Genomic DNA, 16,473 nt, shown 5'->3' with positions numbered 1-16,473 from the left:
TGCAGCGCATGAGTGCAATGCAGGTCCGTCTGGCAACCGAAGCTGACCACGGCGCCGTCAAAGCTCTGTACAGAGAACTGCGGCCTCAGGACCCCGAGGCGGACAGTGATGCATCCTTGGCGCATTTTCGTGTCGTGTTGCAGTCTCCGCAGGCGCGCCTCGTCGTTGCGCTTTGCGAAGGCGAAGTCGGTGCCACCTGCATGCTGGCTTCGATCCCCAATTTCGCGAATGCAGGAATGCCCATCGGCGTCATTGAGCACGTGATTACGGGCGAGCGCTTTCGTCGCCGGGGGCTGGCACTTGCTGCTCTGGAGTTCGCTCTGGATGCAGCTTGGACAATGAATTGCTGCAAGGTATTTCTTCTCTCGGGTGCTCAGCGCAAGCAAGCGCACCGACTCTATGAATCTGCCGGCTTTGTTGGCAACCAGGAATTGGGCTTCGTCCAGAAGAACCCCAGGGCGGTCCGCCATGACTGAGCAATCTGATCTCTTTTCGGCTCCAGCGCCCGCAGATCAAGCGCAACCAGCTATCAAAATCAAAGCGCTGCGCGACCAGCTCAACCACTGGGCGCACCAGTACTACGTGCTGGACGAGCCCGCCGTGCCCGATGCTGAATACGACCGCTTGTTCCGCGAACTGCAGGGGCTGGAGGCCGCGCACCCCGATCTGGTCACTCCCGATTCACCCACGCAGCGCGTGGTTGGTGCGGTGATGGAGGGCCTGGCCTCGGTGCGCCACGCGGTGCCCATGCTCAGCATCCACACCGAGACCGACACCGAGGCCACGGGCGCGCAGGCGTTTGATGCCCGCGTGCGGCGCGAGCTGGGCCTGTCGGACGCCGACCCCGCCATCGAATACGTGGCCGAACCCAAGTTCGATGGCCTGGCCATGAGCCTGCGCTATGAAAACGGCCGCCTGGTGCAGGCCGCCACGCGGGGTGATGGTGAAGTGGGCGAGGACGTGACGCACAACATCCGCACCATCCGGCAGATTCCGCTCACGTTGCCCGACGGGGTGCCACCCATCCTCGAAGTGCGTGGTGAGGTCTACATGCGCCGTGCGGACTTCGACGCGCTCAATGAGCGCCAGCGGGAGCAGGGCGGCAAGACCTTTGTGAACCCGCGCAATGCGGCTGCGGGTGCGGTGCGCCAGCTCGACTCCAACATCACCGCCCAGCGCCCCTTGAGCTTTTTTGCCTATGGCCTGGGCGCCATCACGCCGCCCGGCGAGGGTGGGCCGGTGTTCCGCACGCACTACGAGATGCTGTTGACCCTCAAATCATGGGGTTTTCCGGTCGCGGCGCAGGTGCAGATTGCGACAGGCGCTACGGAATTGGTAGCGTTTCACCAGCAGGTGGGCGCCAGCCGCGATGCGTTGCCCTACGACATTGACGGTGTGGTCTACAAGGTCAACTCGCTGCAGCTGCAGCGCGACCTGGGTTTCAAGACCCGCGAGCCGCGCTGGGCCGTGGCGCACAAGTACCCAGCACAGGAGATGGCCACCAAGGTCGAGGGCATTGACGTGCAGGTGGGGCGCACTGGCAAAATCACGCCGGTTGCGCGCCTGATGCCGGTGTTTGTCGGCGGGGTTACCGTCACCAATGCCACGCTGCACAACCTGTTCGAGATCCGCAAGAAGGGCGTGCGCGTCGGCGACCAGGTGATCGTGCGCCGGGCGGGCGACGTGATCCCCGAAGTGGTGGGAGTCATGCCTCCACTCACCGACGCTACGGAAATCATTTCTGTCGATGGGGTGCCCATCAAGCAACGCCACGGAAATCCTCCTCGCGAGATATATGTCCCGAACTTCCGTATGCCGAGCAAATGCCCGGTCTGCGGCAGCGACGTGGTGCGCGAAAAAGGCGAGGCCAACCACCGCTGCACGGGTGGCCTGTTCTGCGCCGCGCAGCGCAAGGAGGCCATCCTGCACTTTGCCGCGCGCCGCGCCATGGACATCGAAGGCCTGGGGGACAAGCTGGTGGACCAGCTGGTGGACGCCAACGTGATCCGTACGCTGCCCGACCTGTACCGGCTGGGCCTGACCTCCCTCATCGCGCTGGAGCGCATGGCCGAGAAATCGGCCCAGAACGTGCTGGCGGCGCTCGAAAAATCCAAGCAGACCACCTTGCCACGTTTTCTGTTCGGCCTGGGGCTGCGCCATGTGGGCGAGGCCACGGCCAAGGACCTCGCACGGCACTTTGGCACGCTGGACGCCATCATGGATGCGAGCGTGGAGCAGTTGCTGGAGGTGAACGATGTGGGCCCCGTGGTGGCACAGAGCCTGCACACCTTCTTCCAGCAGCCGCACAACCGCGAGGTGGTCGAACAACTGCGCGCCTGCGGCGTGACCTGGCCCGAAGGCCCTGTGGCCGAACGCGCCCCGCAGATCCTCGCGGGCAAGACCGTGGTGCTGACCGGCACCCTGCCGACCTTGAGCCGCGACGCGGCCAAGGACATGCTCGAAGCTGCCGGCGCCAAGGTGGCCGGTTCGGTCAGCAAGAAGACCAGCTACGTGGTGGCGGGCGAAGAAGCCGGCAGCAAGCTGGCCAAAGCCGAAGAGCTCGGCGTGCCCGTGCTGGACGAAGCCGGCATGCTGGCATTGCTGTCGGGCACGGGCGCCTGAGGCACTCTCCCCTTTCTCTGAGTTTTTGATGCGCACCTTGCTGCTTTCCTTCCAGGCCCGCGCCGCGGCCCTGTTCCGCTGGCTGGCCGGCCTGTTTGCCTGGATGCCCCGCCCGCTGCGCCGCGCGCTGATGTGGGGCGCCCTGGCGCTGCCCGCCACCGTGCTGGTGTACACACTGGCGTTGATCCCGTTCACCCCCTCCATCAGCGACATCCGCAAGGCCAAGAGCGAGCTGCCCGCGCAGCTCATGTCGGTGGATGGCAAGCTGCTGGCCGAATACCGCTGGGCCAACCGTGAATGGGTGGAACTCAACCAGATATCTCCCAACGTGGTGAATGCGCTCATCGCCACCGAAGACCACCGTTTCTACGACCACTTCGGGCTCGACTGGCGGCGCACGGCGTCGTCGGTGGTGCACACGCTGCGCGGCGACCCACAGGGCGGCTCCACCATCACGCAGCAGCTGGCGCGCAACCTGTTCCCAGAGGAAATCGGGCGCTCGCGCGTGTTCCCGCAGGCCCTCACGCGCAAGCTCAAGGAGGCGATCACGGCGGTCAAGATCGAGGTTTCGTACACCAAGGACGAGATCCTGGAGACCTACCTCAATACCGTGCCGTTCCTGTACAACGCTTTCGGCATCGAGATGGCGGCGCGCACCTATTTCGACAAATCGGCCGACAAGCTCAATGTGCTGGAAAGCGCCACGCTGATTGGCATGCTCAAGGGCACGGCCTACTACAACCCCGTGCTCAACCCCGAGCGTGCCCAGGCACGGCGCAACACCGTGTTGTCGCAAATGGTCAAGCGCGGCAAACTGGAGGAAAAGCAGCTGGAGGCGCTGCAAAAACGTCCGCTGCGCGTCAATTTCGAGCGGCAGACCGAGGTCATGGGCCCCGCACCGCACTTTGCGATGCAACTGCGCAAGCAGCTCATCGCCTGGGCCGACAGCAACGGCTACAACCTGTACTCCGATGGCCTGGTGATCCGCACCACCATCGACTCGCGCCTGCAGGCCATCGCCAACCAGGCGGTAGCGCGCCAGGGGCGCCAGCTGCAGGGGGTGGCCGACACCGCCTGGTCCCAGCGCAATGGCTGGGGCCCGAAGAGCGAACTGGTGCAGACGCTGGTGCGCGAAAGCGCCGAATACCGCGCCGCCGTGGACAAGGGCCAGGCCCCCGAAGAAGCGTTGCAGGCGTTGCTGGATGACACCGCCTTCCTGCAAAAGCTGCGCGCCGAGAAGACGCGCGTGCAGGCCGGGTTCCTGGCGCAAGACCCGGTCACCGGCCACGTGCTGGCCTGGGTGGGCAGCCGCGATTTTGCGCAAGACCCGTTTGACCATGTGCAGGCGGCACGGCGCCAGCCCGGCTCCACGTTCAAGCCCTTTGTGTATGGCGCGGCGTTTGCCAGCGGCGCGTCGCCCGACGACACGCTGATGGACGCGGCCGTGGAAATCCCCCTGGGCGGGGGCCGCGTGTGGCGCCCCACCGATGGGGGTGCGCCCAGCGACCAGCCCATGACGCTGGGCGATGGCCTGGCGTTCTCCAAGAACACCATCACCGCGCAGGTCATGCAGCAGGTGGGCCCCGCCCGTGTGGCCGAGGTGGCGCGGGCCCTGGGGGTGCGCCAGTCGCCGCTGGAAGAGGTGCCGTCACTGGCGCTGGGCACCAGCCCGGTCACCCTGAAAGAAATGGTGACGGCCTACAGCTCCATCGCCAACCTGGGCCGCTATGTGGAGCCGGTGTTGATCACCCGCATCGAGGACCGCCACGGCAAGGTGCTGGAGACGTTTGCCCCCTCAGCCCCTGAAGAAGTTTTCGAGCCGCGCGCAGCGCAGACCCTGCGCAACGCCATGCGCGGCGCCATCGACAAGGGCACGGCCACCGCGATCCGCAGCCGCTATGGCATCCAAGCCGATGTGGCAGGCAAGACCGGCACCACGCAGGACAACACCGACGGCTGGTTCATCCTGATGCATGCGCGCGTTGTGGCCGGTGCCTGGGCGGGCTTCAACGACGGCCGCATCACGCTGCGCAGCGACCACTGGGGGCAGGGCGCCCGCAGTGCGCTGCCCATGGTGGGCGAATTCATGCAGCAGGCGATCCGTGCCAAGGTGATCAACGGCAACGACCGTTTTGTGGACGAGTTTGTGGATGCCCCACCACCCCCCGCCGATGGATCGCTGGGTGCCATGCGCGACTGGATCCGAGGGCTGTTCGGGGGCAATCCGCAATCCCCGCCTGTTCCGGCACCCTGGCCTGGTACTCCGCCCCGGCCCGGCAGCGATGGCCTGCCACCGGTGACGACAGACCCAGCCGGTTCATCTAGGCCGCCTGTGCCGCCCGAGGAGCGGGTGGGCGGGTAAGTCCGAACCGGCGGGTGGGCGGCGGACGAACCTCCGCACACCGCCGCCACAGAGACGTTGCGCGCTGCGGGCCGATCTCGAACAGACCTCGCGTTGTAGGACGGCGTCGCCAGTCATTGCACAGAGCGGGCGCCGCCTGGCTTATGCGCGCAACCGAACAGACCCTCCAGGGTGCGTCCCGCACATTGGTCCATGCAGCCGTTGTTGGGCTGCATGCAACGCCAAAGGACTCACCATGAAAACGATTACCACCACCTTGCTTGTGCTGGCCACCCTCACCCTGGGCGCCTGCACGGGCCCTATGGGCCCCCCGGGAGCACAGGGCAATACCGGCAACACGGGATATACCGGCAAGACCGGTGACACAGGAGCCACGGGCTACACCGGTGCCACAGGCAGCATGGGGTCCACAGGGGCCACTGGCGGGCAGGGCAGCACCGGTGCCACGGGCATGCAGGGCGCGACGGGCTACCAGGGGGACACAGGCGCCACGGGTGCCAAGGGCAATACGGGCAACACCGGAAGCAAGGGCAACACCGGGAATACCGGCACCTCGGGCGACGGCAGCACGGTCATCGTGATACCCGCCAAGCCTTGACGATCTGCGTGCGGCTGCTCACGGCGCCGCAACAGCCGATCTGCTGAACGGCCGAAGTCAGGCCACCGTGCCAGACCAGACGATGGCCTGCGCCACGATCACGGACTGGCCATTGAACGTGGCGGCTGGAGACCCGTACAAGCGATAGCCCAGGGCCAGCGCATCGCTCACGCGGCGGCAAAAGCTGGCGTCGTCGGGGCCGGTGAGCAGGCGGTAGACGGGCAGGCCGTCCGGTGGTGTACTGGACGGGGCGGGCGATGCAGGCGCTGTGCAGACAGTCATGGCGCGGCCTATTCGATATCAATGAAGTGCATACCCATGGTGCCCGCCTTGCGGTCGGCAAAGTAACACTCCAGCGTTTCCTTCACGGTGCGAAACGCGAGTTCGTCCCACGGTACCTCGTCTTCGGTAAACAGCCGGGCCTCGATGGTTTCGTAGCCGGGGTTGAACTGGTCGCTCAGCAGCGTGGCGCGGTAGAACAAGTGCACCTGGCCCACGCGGCGCACATTGAGCAGGCTGAACAGCGGGCCGATTTCAATCTGTGCGCCAGCCTCTTCATCGGTCTCGCGCGCGGCGCCCTGGGCCGTGGTTTCGTCCAGCTCCATGAAGCCTGCGGGCAGCGTCCATTTGCCCCAGCGCGGCTCGATGTTGCGCTTGCACAGCAGGATGCGGCCATCGGGCAGCGCGGGCACGGTGCCCACCACGTTGAGCGGGTTCTCGTAGTGCACCGTGTTGCAGACGGGGCACACCGCGCGCTGCTTGGTGTCGCCATCGTCCGGCAGGCGGTAGACCACGGCGGTGCCACAGGCGCGGCAGTGTTTGATGGGGCTGCGGAAGGTCATCGGAGGATTTTCTGGGTCAAATAGGCTGCCAGCGCTTGTCGTATAATCGCTGGCAGCTATGAAAAGCATAGTGTAGGGGCTGCGCACCCGGGCCAGGGTCGCGTGGCGCCCTGGCCGGGGGCGTCACACCACGCTCAGCCGCAACGTGCCCAGGCCCTCGACGCCACCCTCCAGTACATCGCCGCGCACCACGGCGCCCACGCCTTCGGGGGTGCCGGTGTAGATCAGGTCGCCGGGCTGCAGCTCCCACGCGGCCGAAAGGTGCTCGATGGTTTCGGCAATGTTCCAGATCAGCTGCGCCACGGTGCTGCGTTGCTTGTCCGCTCCGTTGACCTGCAGCCAGATGGCCGCCTTGGCCACGTCGCCAGCCTGCGCCGCAGGGGTGATGGGGCCAATGGGCGCGCTGGCGTCAAAGCCCTTGCCGATGCACCAGGGGCGGCCCTGTTTCTTCATGTCGTTCTGCAGGTCGCGGCGCGTCATGTCCAGGCCCACTGCGTAGCCATAGATGTGTGTGAACGCATCGGCGGCAGCGATGTTTTTGCCACCCTTGCCGATGGCCACGACCAGTTCGATCTCGTGGTGCAGGTTGGCCGTCAGGCTGGGGTAGGGCAGCTGGCCGGTTTCGCCCGCGTTGACCACCACAATGGCATCGGCGGGCTTCATGAAGAAGAAGGGTGGCTCGCGGCCGGTGAAGCCCATTTCCTTGGCATGCTCTTCGTAGTTACGGCCCACGCAATAAATGCGGTGCACGGGAAAGCGGTCGCCGCTGCCCACCACGGGCACGCTGGCCACGGGGGCGGGAGAAAACACGTAGCTCATGTCAGCCTCTCGAATTTCTGGGTTCAATGGAAATGAATGATTGCCCGACGGCGCGGATGCCAGGGCATGGACTGTGTCGCAAAAACCCCGGGTTGGACCCGGCGCGGCCTCGGTGTGGCAGTGTGCCATGGGCGCGGGCCGTCTGCTGTGGGGCGCTACACTCGCGCCCATGGCAAAGAGCTTCGATTTCCACAACACGCCAGGCCACCTGGTGCGCCGTGCCCACCAGCGAACCGTGGCGCTTTTCATGGAAGAAACTGCGGGGTTTGACGTGACGCCGGTGCAGTTCGCCATCCTGCATGAATTGCTGGCCCGGCCCGGTGAAGACCAGGTCACGCTGGCGTCCCGCGTGGCGTTTGATGCGGCCACGTCGGGTTCGGTGATCGGGCGGCTTGAAAAGCGCGGCTGGATTCGCCGAGAGCCTGATACCGGCGACCGCCGCCGCAAGCTGCTGTGGATCACCCCGGAGGGCGAAGTGGCCGCGCTGCAGATGCGTGATGCCGCCCAGCGCGTGCAGGAGCGGTTGATGGCTCCGCTCAATGCGCAGGAGCGCGTCGATCTGATGTCCATCCTGTCCAAGGTTGTCTACAACCACCAGGACCCTGCGGGAGCGTCGGGCGCCTGACGGACCGCGCGCGGGGCGGCGCCAAGGCCAGCGCACTGCGCGCCAGCTGTAGCTGCGGTGCCCCGCCCGCCACGTTTTTGACCCTTCCATTCAACAACGGATTTCTTGCATGCAGCTCTACAACTACTTCCGTTCTTCCGCCTCGTTCCGCGTGCGCATCGCGTTGCAGATCAAGGGCCTGCCTTATGACTACATCCCCGTGCACCTCCTCAAGGGCGAGCACCATGCGCCGGAATACGCAAGCCGCGTCGGCGATGCTCTGGTGCCCTTGATGGTGACGGACGACGGCGCGGCGCTGTCGCAGTCGATGGCCATCATCGAATACCTGGAAGAAACCCATCCCGCGCCAGCCCTGCTGCCCCCGACCCCGCTGGCACGTGCGCGTGTGCGTGCGCTGGCCCAGATGGTGGCGTGCGAGATCCATCCCCTGAACAATCCGCGTGTGCTCAAGTACCTGGTGCGTGAGCTGAAGGTGGAGGAAGACGCCAAGAACGCGTGGTACCGCCACTGGGTGCGCAACGGGCTCGAGGCCTTTGAGCGCCAGCTGGCGCTGCTGGCACAAGCGCGTGCGGCCCAGGGCTTGGCCCCTTCTGTGCTGTGCTGGGGCGACACCCCCACGCTGGCCGATTGCTGCCTCGTGCCGCAGATCTTCAATGGCCGGCGCTTCAACGTGAACCTGGAGGGCTTGCCACTCACGATGGGCGCATTCGACGCCTGCATGGCGCTGCCCGCCTTCCAGAAGGCCCAGCCTTCCGCCTGTCCGGACCACGAAGCTTGAGCCCCCACGAAGGCCCTTTGGCTGCGGCCGATTGCCTGGTGCCCGACTGGCCTGTACCCCCGGGCGTGCGCGCACTGTGCACCACCCGTGCGGGCGGAGTGAGCCTGCCGCCCTATGACAGCCTGAACCTGGGTACCCATGTGGGGGACAACCCCGCTGCGGTACACACCAACCGCCTGCGGCTGCAATCCACGGTGGGCGCTGCACCGACGAGCGCACGGCCCGTGTTTCTGAACCAGGTGCACGGCGATGGCGTGGTGCACCTGGATGGCAGCACGCCTGACGGCATCGACGCCGATGCCTGCGTGGCCACTGCGCCCGGAGTGGCCTGCACCATCATGGTGGCCGACTGCCTGCCGGTGCTGTGGGCCCACCGCTCGGGCCAGATGGTGGCGGCAGCGCATGCAGGGTGGCGCGGGCTTGCCGGAGTGGGCGGGCAGGGTGTGCTGGAAGCAGTTTTCAAGCGTTTTGAGGCCCTGGCGCTGGATGGAAAAGCGCTGGGTGCTATTAAAAATGGAGCAATCAATCTTGCCCCAACGCTCGCCCAGGACACGCTGGTCTGGCTGGGGCCCTGCATTGGCCCCCAGGCCTTCGAAGTGGGGCCCGAAGTGCGCGCAGCATTTTGCGAGGCGAATCCGGCTTCAGAGACGTGTTTTATGCCGAGCGGCGATGTCCGGGGCAAATACCTGTGCGACCTGGCCGGACTGGCACGGCTGCGGCTGCAGGCCCTGGGAATCACCCACATCCATGGCAACGACGGTACATCATCCTGGTGCACCGTGACCAACGCCTCACGGTTCTTTTCGCACCGCCGCGACAGCGCTGCCCTCGGCGGCAGCGGGCGCTTCGCCGCATGCATCTGGCGCAGCTGAACCAAGTAATTCAGGGGTGGCTGCGGCAGCAGCGGCGGCCTGCCCGGCATCGTAGGCCGCTTGTTCCGCAGCCTCACGTGCCTTGATCGCCCGCTTGCGGGAAGGTGTGCCAAGGATGTACACCAGAATGCCCATGGGCAGCAGGCCATACAGCGCAAAGGTGATCACGGCGCCCAGCACCGTGCCGTTGGGGCTGGTGGCTTCGGCCACCGCCATCATGAGGGTGACGTACGTCCAGGCGATGACGATGATGTACATTGGTTTGTGTTCACTGGAAGGGTTGAATCCGTTGCCATGTGCAAAGGGCTCGGCAACAATGAGCCCGAGAGATAAAAAACCAGAAGCTTTGCCGCTGCGAGCGACCAATCACTGAGGAAAGAGCATGAATTCTGAATCACCCTGGGCCGAGAGCGCCGAGCAGTTCCAGAAGATTTTCGGGCAAAGCTGGTCGCAGGCGCTGCAGTCGTTCCAGAAGCTGGACATGGGTACCCAGGTACCTGCAGCACCACCCCTGAAATTTTCGCCCACCAAGCTGCAGTCCCTACAGCAGCAGTATCTGAAGGACGCGCAGGAACTCTGGGCCCAGGGCCTGCAGGGCGCTCCAGAAGTCAAGGACCGCCGCTTCTCCGGTGAGGGCTGGGCCAGCAACCCCGTTGCCGCGTTCTCGGCCGCAGCCTACCTGCTCAATGCCCGCACCCTCATGGGTCTGGCCGATGCGGTGGAGTCCGATGAAAAAACCAAGGCCCGCATCCGCTTTGGCGTGGAGCAGTGGATGGCCGCCATGGCACCCAGCAACTTCCTGGCCTTCAACGCCGAAGCGCAGAAGAAAGCCATCGAAACCAAGGGCGAAAGCATTGCCAAGGGCATGCAGAACCTGCTGCACGACATCACCCAGGGCCACGTGTCGATGACCGACGAAAGCCTGTTCGAGGTGGGCCGCAACGTGGCCACCACCGAAGGTGCCGTGGTGTTCGAGAACGAATTGTTCCAGCTGCTCGAATACAAGCCTCTCACCGCCAAGGTCTACGAGCGCCCGTTTCTGCTGGTGCCGCCGTGCATCAACAAGTTCTACATCCTCGACCTGCAGCCCGAGAACTCGCTGATTCGCTACGCCGTCGACCAGGGCCACCGCACCTTTGTGGTGAGCTGGCGAAACCCCGACGACAGCCTGGCCCACAAGACCTGGGACGATTACGTGGAAGACGGCGCCATGGCCGCCATCGACGTGGTGCAGAACATCACGGGCACCGATCAGATCAACGCACTGGGTTTCTGCGTGGGCGGCACCATCCTGAGCAATGCGCTGGCCGTGCTGGCAGCGCGTGGCGATGAGCCCGTGGCCAGTGCAACGTTCTTGACCACGCTGATCGACTTCACCGACACCGGCATCCTCGACGTGTTCATCGACGAGGCTTTCGTGAAGTTCCGAGAGATGCAGATGGGCAAAGGCGGCCTCATGAAGGGGCAGGACCTGGCCTCGACCTTCAGCTTTCTGCGGCCCAATGACCTGGTGTGGAACTACGTGGTGGGCAACTACCTCAAGGGCGAAACGCCACCCCCGTTCGACCTGCTGTACTGGAACAGCGACAGCACCAACCTGCCGGGCCCGTTCTATGCGTGGTACCTGCGCAATTTCTACCTGGAAAACAGCCTGGTAAAACCCGGCAAGCTCACGGTGTGCGGCGAGAAGATGGACCTTGGCAACCTCACGCTGCCCGTCTACATCTACGGCTCGCGCGAGGACCACATCGTGCCCATCAATGCCGCTTATGCATCCACCCAGGTGCTGCCCGGCAAGAAGCGTTTTGTGATGGGGGCCTCGGGCCACATTGCGGGCGTCATCAACCCACCCGCCAAAGGCAAGCGCAGCCACTGGATCCGCACCGATGGCAGGCTGCCCGCCACGCTCGACCAATGGCTGGACGGCGCCACCGAGCACTCCGGCAGCTGGTGGACCGACTGGGCCGGCTGGCTCAAAGGCCATGCAGGCAAGCAGATTGCAGCGCCCAAGGGCTATGGCAAGGGTGCCAAATTCAAGGCCATCGAGCCCGCACCTGGCAGCTATGTGAAGCAGAAATCCTGATACGCAAAAGTCCTGACTTTCAGCACTGCGAGAATTACCAAGCAACCAACAACCTCCAACCACAAGGACATTCCATGGAAGACATCGTCATCGTTTCGGCCGCCCGCACCGCTGTGGGCAAGTTTGGTGGTGCGCTGGCCAAGACGCCTGCGACCGAACTGGGCGCCATCGTGATCCGCGAAGCCATCGCGCGCGCGGGCCTCTCGTCCGACCAGATTGGTGAGGTCATCATGGGCCAGGTGCTGGCGGCTGGCGTGGGCCAGAACCCTGCACGCCAGGCCTCGATGAAGGCCGGTGTGGCCAAGGAAACCCCGGCGCTCACGATCAACGCGGTGTGTGGCTCCGGCCTTAAGGCCGTGATGCTCGCCGCCCAGGCTGTGGCCTGGGGCGACAGCGAAATTGTGGTGGCCGGTGGCCAGGAAAGCATGAGCCTGGCACCGCACGTGCTGCCGGGCTCGCGTGACGGGCAGCGCATGGGCGACTGGAAGCTGATCGACACCATGATCGTGGACGGCCTGTGGGACGTGTACAACCAGTACCACATGGGCATCACGGCTGAAAACGTGGCCAAGGCCCATGGCATCACGCGCGAAATGCAGGACGCCCTGGCATTGGGCAGCCAGCAAAAGGCCGCAGCCGCGCAAGACGCCGGCAAGTTCGTGGATGAAATCGTGGGTGTGAGCCTGGCGCAGAAGAAGGGCGACCCCATCCTGTTCAACGCGGATGAATACCTGAACCGCAAGACCAACGCTGAAGCGCTGGCAGGCCTGCGTCCCGCGTTTGACAAGGCGGGCAGCGTGACTGCTGGCAACGCATCGGGCCTGAACGATGGCGCAGCCGCCGTGGTGGTGATGAGCGCGAAGAAGGCTGCCGCCCTGGGCCTCAAGCCCCTGGCTCGCATCGCAGCCTTTGGCACCAGCGGCCTGGACCCCGCCACCATGGGCATGGGCCCCGTGCCCGCATCGCGCAAGGCCTTGCAACGCGCGGGCTGGAACGCTGCCGATGTGGATCTTTTCGAACTGAATGAAGCCTTTGCTGCGCAAGCCTGCGCCGTGAACAAGGAGCTGGCGATTGATCCGGCCAAGGTCAATGTGAATGGTGGTGCCATCGCCATCGGTCACCCCATCGGCGCCTCGGGTTGCCGTATCTTGGTGACGCTGTTGCACGAAATGCAGCGCCGCGATGCCAAGAAGGGTCTGGCGGCGCTGTGTATTGGTGGCGGCATGGGTGTGTCACTGGCCTTGGAGCGTTAACACGCGCCTTTTCGCACCTGTGGTTTAGCTGTTTCTCGGGTGCAAGGCCAAAATCAAAGCCGCGTTGCAACGCGGCTTTTTTGTTCCTGGTGGCGGCAGCCCCAACTTCAGGGGAGAACGTTGTCGCAAGATGTTTCTCTTTTCTGTCCGATGAACTGCAAGCTGCAGCCTGCACCAAAACCGTGATTGGAAAAGAGGCCTAGTACGTCAGGTGTGCGATGCATGGCGATATGCCAAAAAGAAAAGGGCTTCAGTGTTTTCCTTCACGGCAGTGGTTAATTTCTTCGGTAGAGTGGCTGCTGAGCAAATCACCAACAAGGAGAAATCACATGAGCCAGAAAGTTGCATACGTCACCGGCGGCATGGGCGGCATCGGGACTGCCATTTGCCAGCGCCTGCACAAGGAGGGCTTCAAGGTCATCGCAGGTTGTGGCCCTACCCGTGACCATGCCAAATGGCTGGCGGAGCAAAAAGCCCTGGGCTACACCTTCTATGCGTCGGTGGGCAATGTGGGCGACTGGGACTCCACGGTGGAGGCTTTCGGCAAGACCAAGGCCGAGCACGGCACCATCGACGTGCTGGTGAACAATGCTGGCATCACCCGTGATCGCATGTTCCTCAAGATGTCGCGCGAAGACTGGGATGCAGTGATTGAAACCAACCTCAACAGCATGTTCAACGTCACCAAGCAGGTCGTGGCCGACATGGTGGAAAAGGGCTGGGGCCGCATCGTCAACATCAGCTCGGTGAATGGCGAAAAGGGCCAGGCGGGCCAGACCAACTACTCGGCAGCCAAGGCCGGTATGCATGGCTTCTCGATGGCCCTGGCACAAGAACTGGCCACGAAGGGTGTGACGGTCAATACGGTGAGCCCTGGCTACATCGGCACTGACATGGTCAAGGCGATCCGTCCTGACGTGCTCGAAAAGATCGTGGCCACTGTTCCTGTCAAGCGCCTGGGTGAACCCAGCGAAATCGCTTCGATCATTGCGTGGCTGGCTTCGGAGGAAGGTGGCTACGCGACCGGTGCCGATTTCTCGGTCAACGGCGGTCTGCACATGGGTTGATGCCCCTGAGGCTTCAGAAAAACAAAAACCCCGCATTGCGGGGTTTTTTGTTGAAAGGAGCAAGAGGGAAGGGGCTGCCGGGTATCTTGCTTCGATGGGCCTATGAAATGGGCCATTCGGTGGAAACACATACCGTGCCTTGGTACGTTTTGTGCTTCACTTTGGTGGCGGGCATTGGATTGGCCTACGAATTTCGAGAATTGGCTGCCACGCCTTCAGAAGCGGGCTGGAGCGCGCTTGCGATCGCGTTCGTCTTCGGGCCAAGCGGACAAGATTGCGGTGGTATTCATGCTGAAAAACTCCTGTGATGTACCAACAACGCGGTCAATCCACAGTCCGTTGACAGCGCTTCGCAAAAAAATGCAACCGCAAGTGCCCGCACATTGAGAATGTAGCTTGCTACCAAAAAAGAAGCATAAAATTGTTTCTACATAAGCGAAAGGGCCACAAAATGTGGCCCTTTTAATTACATCAAATTACATTTTTATCCTGCAACCGACGCCGAAATTTCTTCCAGTGCAGAAGAAATTTCCAGCCACCGCTCCTCCAGTTGGGCCGTCTCGTCATTTCCCGCCTTGAGGGCGCGGCCACATTCTGCGATCTCGGCAGGGGCAAGGGCTTGGGTGAGCTTGTGCTCCAAAGCGGTGCGCTCAGCCGCCAAGGCAATCAGGCGCTTGTCGATGTGTTCCAGCTCTTTTTTGAGGGGCCGGGTTACTTCCGCCTGCTGTTGGCGCGCCTGGGCATCGAGCTTGCGCTGCTCTCGTCCATCCCGCGACGGTAATGCGGCCGGAGCTGGCGCAGGCACCGGTGCGGCGACAGGGGCTGGATTGGCAGTAGGTGACGGTGCAGCGGCCAATGGAGGCGCAGAACTCGCCACCGAGGTCTGTGCCTGCTCGGCCAGGCGTGCCTCTTCGCGCAGGCGCTTGGACTCTTCGAGCAGGTAGCGCTGGTAGTCGTCCAGATCGCCATCGAAGGGGCCTACAACACCTCGTCCCACCATCCAGAAGTCCTCGCAGACCGAGCGCAGCAGCGAGCGGTCGTGGCTGACCAGCATGACGGTGCCGTCGAAGTCGTTGAGCGCCATGGCCAACGCCTCGCGGGTGGCCAGATCCAAGTGGTTGGTAGGCTCGTCGAGCAGCAGCAGGTTGGGGCGCTGCCAGACGATCATGGCCAACACCAGGCGGGCCTTTTCGCCACCGCTCATGGTGCCCACGGCCTGCTTGACCATGTCGCCCGTGAAATTGAACGTGCCCAGATAGCTGCGCAGGTCCTGTTCGCGGCTCGGCTGTTTGAGGTCGGGGCCTAGCTCCTTGGCGAGGCGGATCATGTGCTCCAGCGGATTTTCTGCAGGGCGCAGCACGTCGAGTTCCTGCTGCGCAAAGTAGCCGATGTTCAGTCCCTTGCCCTCGGTCACGCTGCCGCCCAGGGCTTTCATGGTGCGGGCGATGGTTTTGACCAGGGTGGACTTGCCCTGGCCGTTGGCCCCCAGGATGCCGATGCGCTGGCCGGCCAGCACCGAGCGGTTGACGCCCGTGAGGATGGTGGTGGGCGTGCCTTCGTCGTCCACATAGCCGAACGATGCATCGCTGATGGCCAGCATCGGGTTGGGCAGGTTGGCCGGTTCCTTGAACTCGAACGTGAAGTCGGCCTCGGCCAGCACCGGTCCAATCTTCTCCATGCGTTCGAGCTGCTTGACGCGGCTTTGTGCTTGCTTGGCTTTGCTGGCCTTCGCCTTGAAGCGGTCGATGAACTTCTGCAGGTGGGCCATCTTTTCCTGTTGCTTGGAGAAGCTGGCCTGTTGCAACTCGAGCTGCTGGGCGCGCAACTCTTCGAATTTGCTGTAGTTGCCGCCGTAGCGGTTCAATTCGCCCTGCTGAATTTGCAGTGTGACGTTGGTGATGGCATCCAGAAACTCGCGGTCATGGCTGATCACGATCATGGTGCCTGCGTAGCGCTTGAGCCAGGCTTCGAGCCAGACCAGGGCGTCCAAGTCCAAGTGGTTGGTCGGTTCATCCAGCAGCAGCAGGTCGCTGGGGCACATCAGCGCGCGTGCCAACTGCAGGCGCATGCGCCAGCCGCCAGAGAAGCTATTGACCGGCTGGTCCAGCTCGCTGACCCGAAAGCCCAGGCCCAGGATCAGTGCCTGTGCGCGTGCGACCGCATCGTGCGCGCCGGCATCGTGCAGGTCCGAGTAAGCATGGGCGATGGCCATTCCATCGTCGCTGGCCTCGGCTTCTACCAGTTGGCGCTGCACCTCGGCCAAGCGCGTATCGCCCTCCAGCACAAACTCGGTGGCCGGCTGGTCGGTCTCGGGCATGTTCTGCGCAACCTCTGCCATGCGCCAGCTGGTGGGGATGTAGAAATCCCCCCCGTCTTCGTGCAGTTTGCCGCTGAGCAAGGCGAACAGGCTGGACTTGCCCGCGCCATTGCGGCCTACAAGTCCAACGTTTTCGCCAGGGTTGATGGTGGCGGAAACGCTGTCGAGCACGACTTTGGCGCCGCGTCGCAAGGTAACGTTCTTAAGGGTGATCATCCGGAGCTCAGAAAAAAGC

The 16,473-nt window shown here is 63.8% G+C and carries 16 protein-coding genes; 11 read left to right on the top strand and 5 right to left on the bottom strand.

Going from position 1 to position 16,473, the window contains the following annotated elements; all coding sequences use genetic code 11:
• The first annotated feature begins 8 nt into the window (after positions 1-8).
• From IB243_RS04445 to IB243_RS04430, 4 genes are all read left to right on the top strand, one after another.
• On the top strand, positions 9-476 hold the full coding sequence (locus tag IB243_RS04445) for a GNAT family N-acetyltransferase (protein WP_192425250.1): 468 nt from the start codon (positions 9-11) through the stop codon (positions 474-476).
• Complete coding sequence (gene ligA, locus IB243_RS04440; protein WP_192425248.1) at positions 469-2,622, top strand: NAD-dependent DNA ligase LigA; 2,154 nt, start codon at positions 469-471, stop codon at positions 2,620-2,622. The genes IB243_RS04445 and ligA overlap by 8 nt, the downstream gene beginning before the upstream one ends.
• Before the next feature lie 28 nt (positions 2,623-2,650).
• On the top strand, positions 2,651-4,984 hold the full coding sequence (locus tag IB243_RS04435) for a transglycosylase domain-containing protein (RefSeq protein WP_192425246.1): 2,334 nt from the start codon (positions 2,651-2,653) through the stop codon (positions 4,982-4,984).
• Positions 4,985-5,219: 235 nt separating this feature from the next.
• Entirely contained in the window at positions 5,220-5,582 is a 363-nt protein-coding gene (locus IB243_RS04430; RefSeq protein WP_192425244.1) for a collagen-like protein, read from the top strand.
• A gap of 57 nt (positions 5,583-5,639) precedes the next feature.
• On the opposite strand, the gene IB243_RS04425 is transcribed toward IB243_RS04430, so the two are convergent.
• The 3 genes from IB243_RS04425 to IB243_RS04415 all read right to left on the bottom strand — a co-directional run bounded on the left by IB243_RS04425 (position 5,640) and on the right by IB243_RS04415 (position 7,243).
• The gene (locus IB243_RS04425; protein ID WP_192425242.1) at positions 5,640-5,864 is read right to left on the bottom strand and encodes a DUF1737 domain-containing protein; all 225 of its coding nucleotides are present in this window, start codon (positions 5,862-5,864) and stop codon (positions 5,640-5,642) included.
• Positions 5,865-5,872: 8 nt separating this feature from the next.
• Entirely contained in the window at positions 5,873-6,424 is a 552-nt protein-coding gene (locus IB243_RS04420; RefSeq protein WP_192425240.1) for an NUDIX hydrolase, read from the bottom strand.
• A gap of 123 nt (positions 6,425-6,547) precedes the next feature.
• The gene (locus IB243_RS04415; protein WP_010458932.1) at positions 6,548-7,243 is read right to left on the bottom strand and encodes a fumarylacetoacetate hydrolase family protein; all 696 of its coding nucleotides are present in this window, start codon (positions 7,241-7,243) and stop codon (positions 6,548-6,550) included.
• Positions 7,244-7,412: 169 nt separating this feature from the next.
• Here IB243_RS04415 and IB243_RS04410 point away from each other — a divergent pair, with 169 nt between their 5' ends.
• The 3 genes from IB243_RS04410 to IB243_RS04400 all read left to right on the top strand — a co-directional run bounded on the left by IB243_RS04410 (position 7,413) and on the right by IB243_RS04400 (position 9,518).
• Positions 7,413-7,868, top strand: a complete 456-nt coding sequence (locus tag IB243_RS04410) for a MarR family winged helix-turn-helix transcriptional regulator (RefSeq protein WP_029413102.1) — start codon at positions 7,413-7,415, stop codon at positions 7,866-7,868.
• Between the two features lie 109 nt (positions 7,869-7,977).
• Entirely contained in the window at positions 7,978-8,646 is a 669-nt protein-coding gene (gene maiA, locus IB243_RS04405) for a maleylacetoacetate isomerase (protein WP_192425238.1), read from the top strand.
• Positions 8,643-9,518, top strand: coding sequence for a polyphenol oxidase family protein (locus IB243_RS04400; protein ID WP_192425236.1), 876 nt, complete (start codon positions 8,643-8,645; stop codon positions 9,516-9,518). Before maiA ends, IB243_RS04400 begins: the two co-directional genes overlap by 4 nt.
• Here IB243_RS04400 and IB243_RS04395 read toward each other — a convergent pair.
• Positions 9,438-9,776 (bottom strand): hypothetical protein, encoded by a 339-nt coding sequence (locus tag IB243_RS04395; RefSeq protein ID WP_192425234.1) that lies wholly within the window; start codon positions 9,774-9,776, stop codon positions 9,438-9,440. The genes IB243_RS04400 and IB243_RS04395 overlap by 81 nt on opposite strands.
• A 124-nt stretch (positions 9,777-9,900) precedes the next feature.
• Here IB243_RS04395 and IB243_RS04390 point away from each other — a divergent pair, with 124 nt between their 5' ends.
• The 4 genes from IB243_RS04390 (at position 9,901) to IB243_RS04375 (ending at position 14,229) form a co-directional block, all read left to right on the top strand.
• On the top strand, positions 9,901-11,601 hold the full coding sequence (locus IB243_RS04390; protein ID WP_192425231.1) for an alpha/beta hydrolase: 1,701 nt from the start codon (positions 9,901-9,903) through the stop codon (positions 11,599-11,601).
• Between the two features lie 74 nt (positions 11,602-11,675).
• Positions 11,676-12,854 (top strand): acetyl-CoA C-acetyltransferase, encoded by a 1,179-nt coding sequence (locus tag IB243_RS04385; RefSeq protein ID WP_010458922.1) that lies wholly within the window; start codon positions 11,676-11,678, stop codon positions 12,852-12,854.
• Between the two features lie 329 nt (positions 12,855-13,183).
• The gene (phbB, locus tag IB243_RS04380) at positions 13,184-13,921 is read left to right on the top strand and encodes an acetoacetyl-CoA reductase (RefSeq protein WP_010458920.1); all 738 of its coding nucleotides are present in this window, start codon (positions 13,184-13,186) and stop codon (positions 13,919-13,921) included.
• Positions 13,921-14,229 carry a hypothetical protein gene (locus IB243_RS04375; protein ID WP_192425228.1) on the top strand — a complete coding sequence of 103 codons (309 nt, stop codon included), beginning with the start codon at positions 13,921-13,923 and terminating at the stop codon, positions 14,227-14,229. The genes phbB and IB243_RS04375 overlap by 1 nt, the downstream gene beginning before the upstream one ends.
• Before the next feature lie 176 nt (positions 14,230-14,405).
• On the opposite strand, the gene IB243_RS04370 is transcribed toward IB243_RS04375, so the two are convergent.
• Positions 14,406-16,454 carry an ABC-F family ATP-binding cassette domain-containing protein gene (locus IB243_RS04370; RefSeq protein ID WP_029413097.1) on the bottom strand — a complete coding sequence of 683 codons (2,049 nt, stop codon included), beginning with the start codon at positions 16,452-16,454 and terminating at the stop codon, positions 14,406-14,408.
• Positions 16,455-16,473 lie beyond the last annotated feature (19 nt).

Origin of the sequence: Acidovorax sp. ACV01, from assembly GCF_014851495.1 — a bacterium.
In the GTDB taxonomy this organism is placed as follows: domain Bacteria; phylum Pseudomonadota; class Gammaproteobacteria; order Burkholderiales; family Burkholderiaceae_C; genus Acidovorax; species Acidovorax radicis.
The sequence above is the reverse complement of the archived record's forward strand: the minus strand, read 5'-3'. Positions and strand labels throughout refer to the sequence as shown.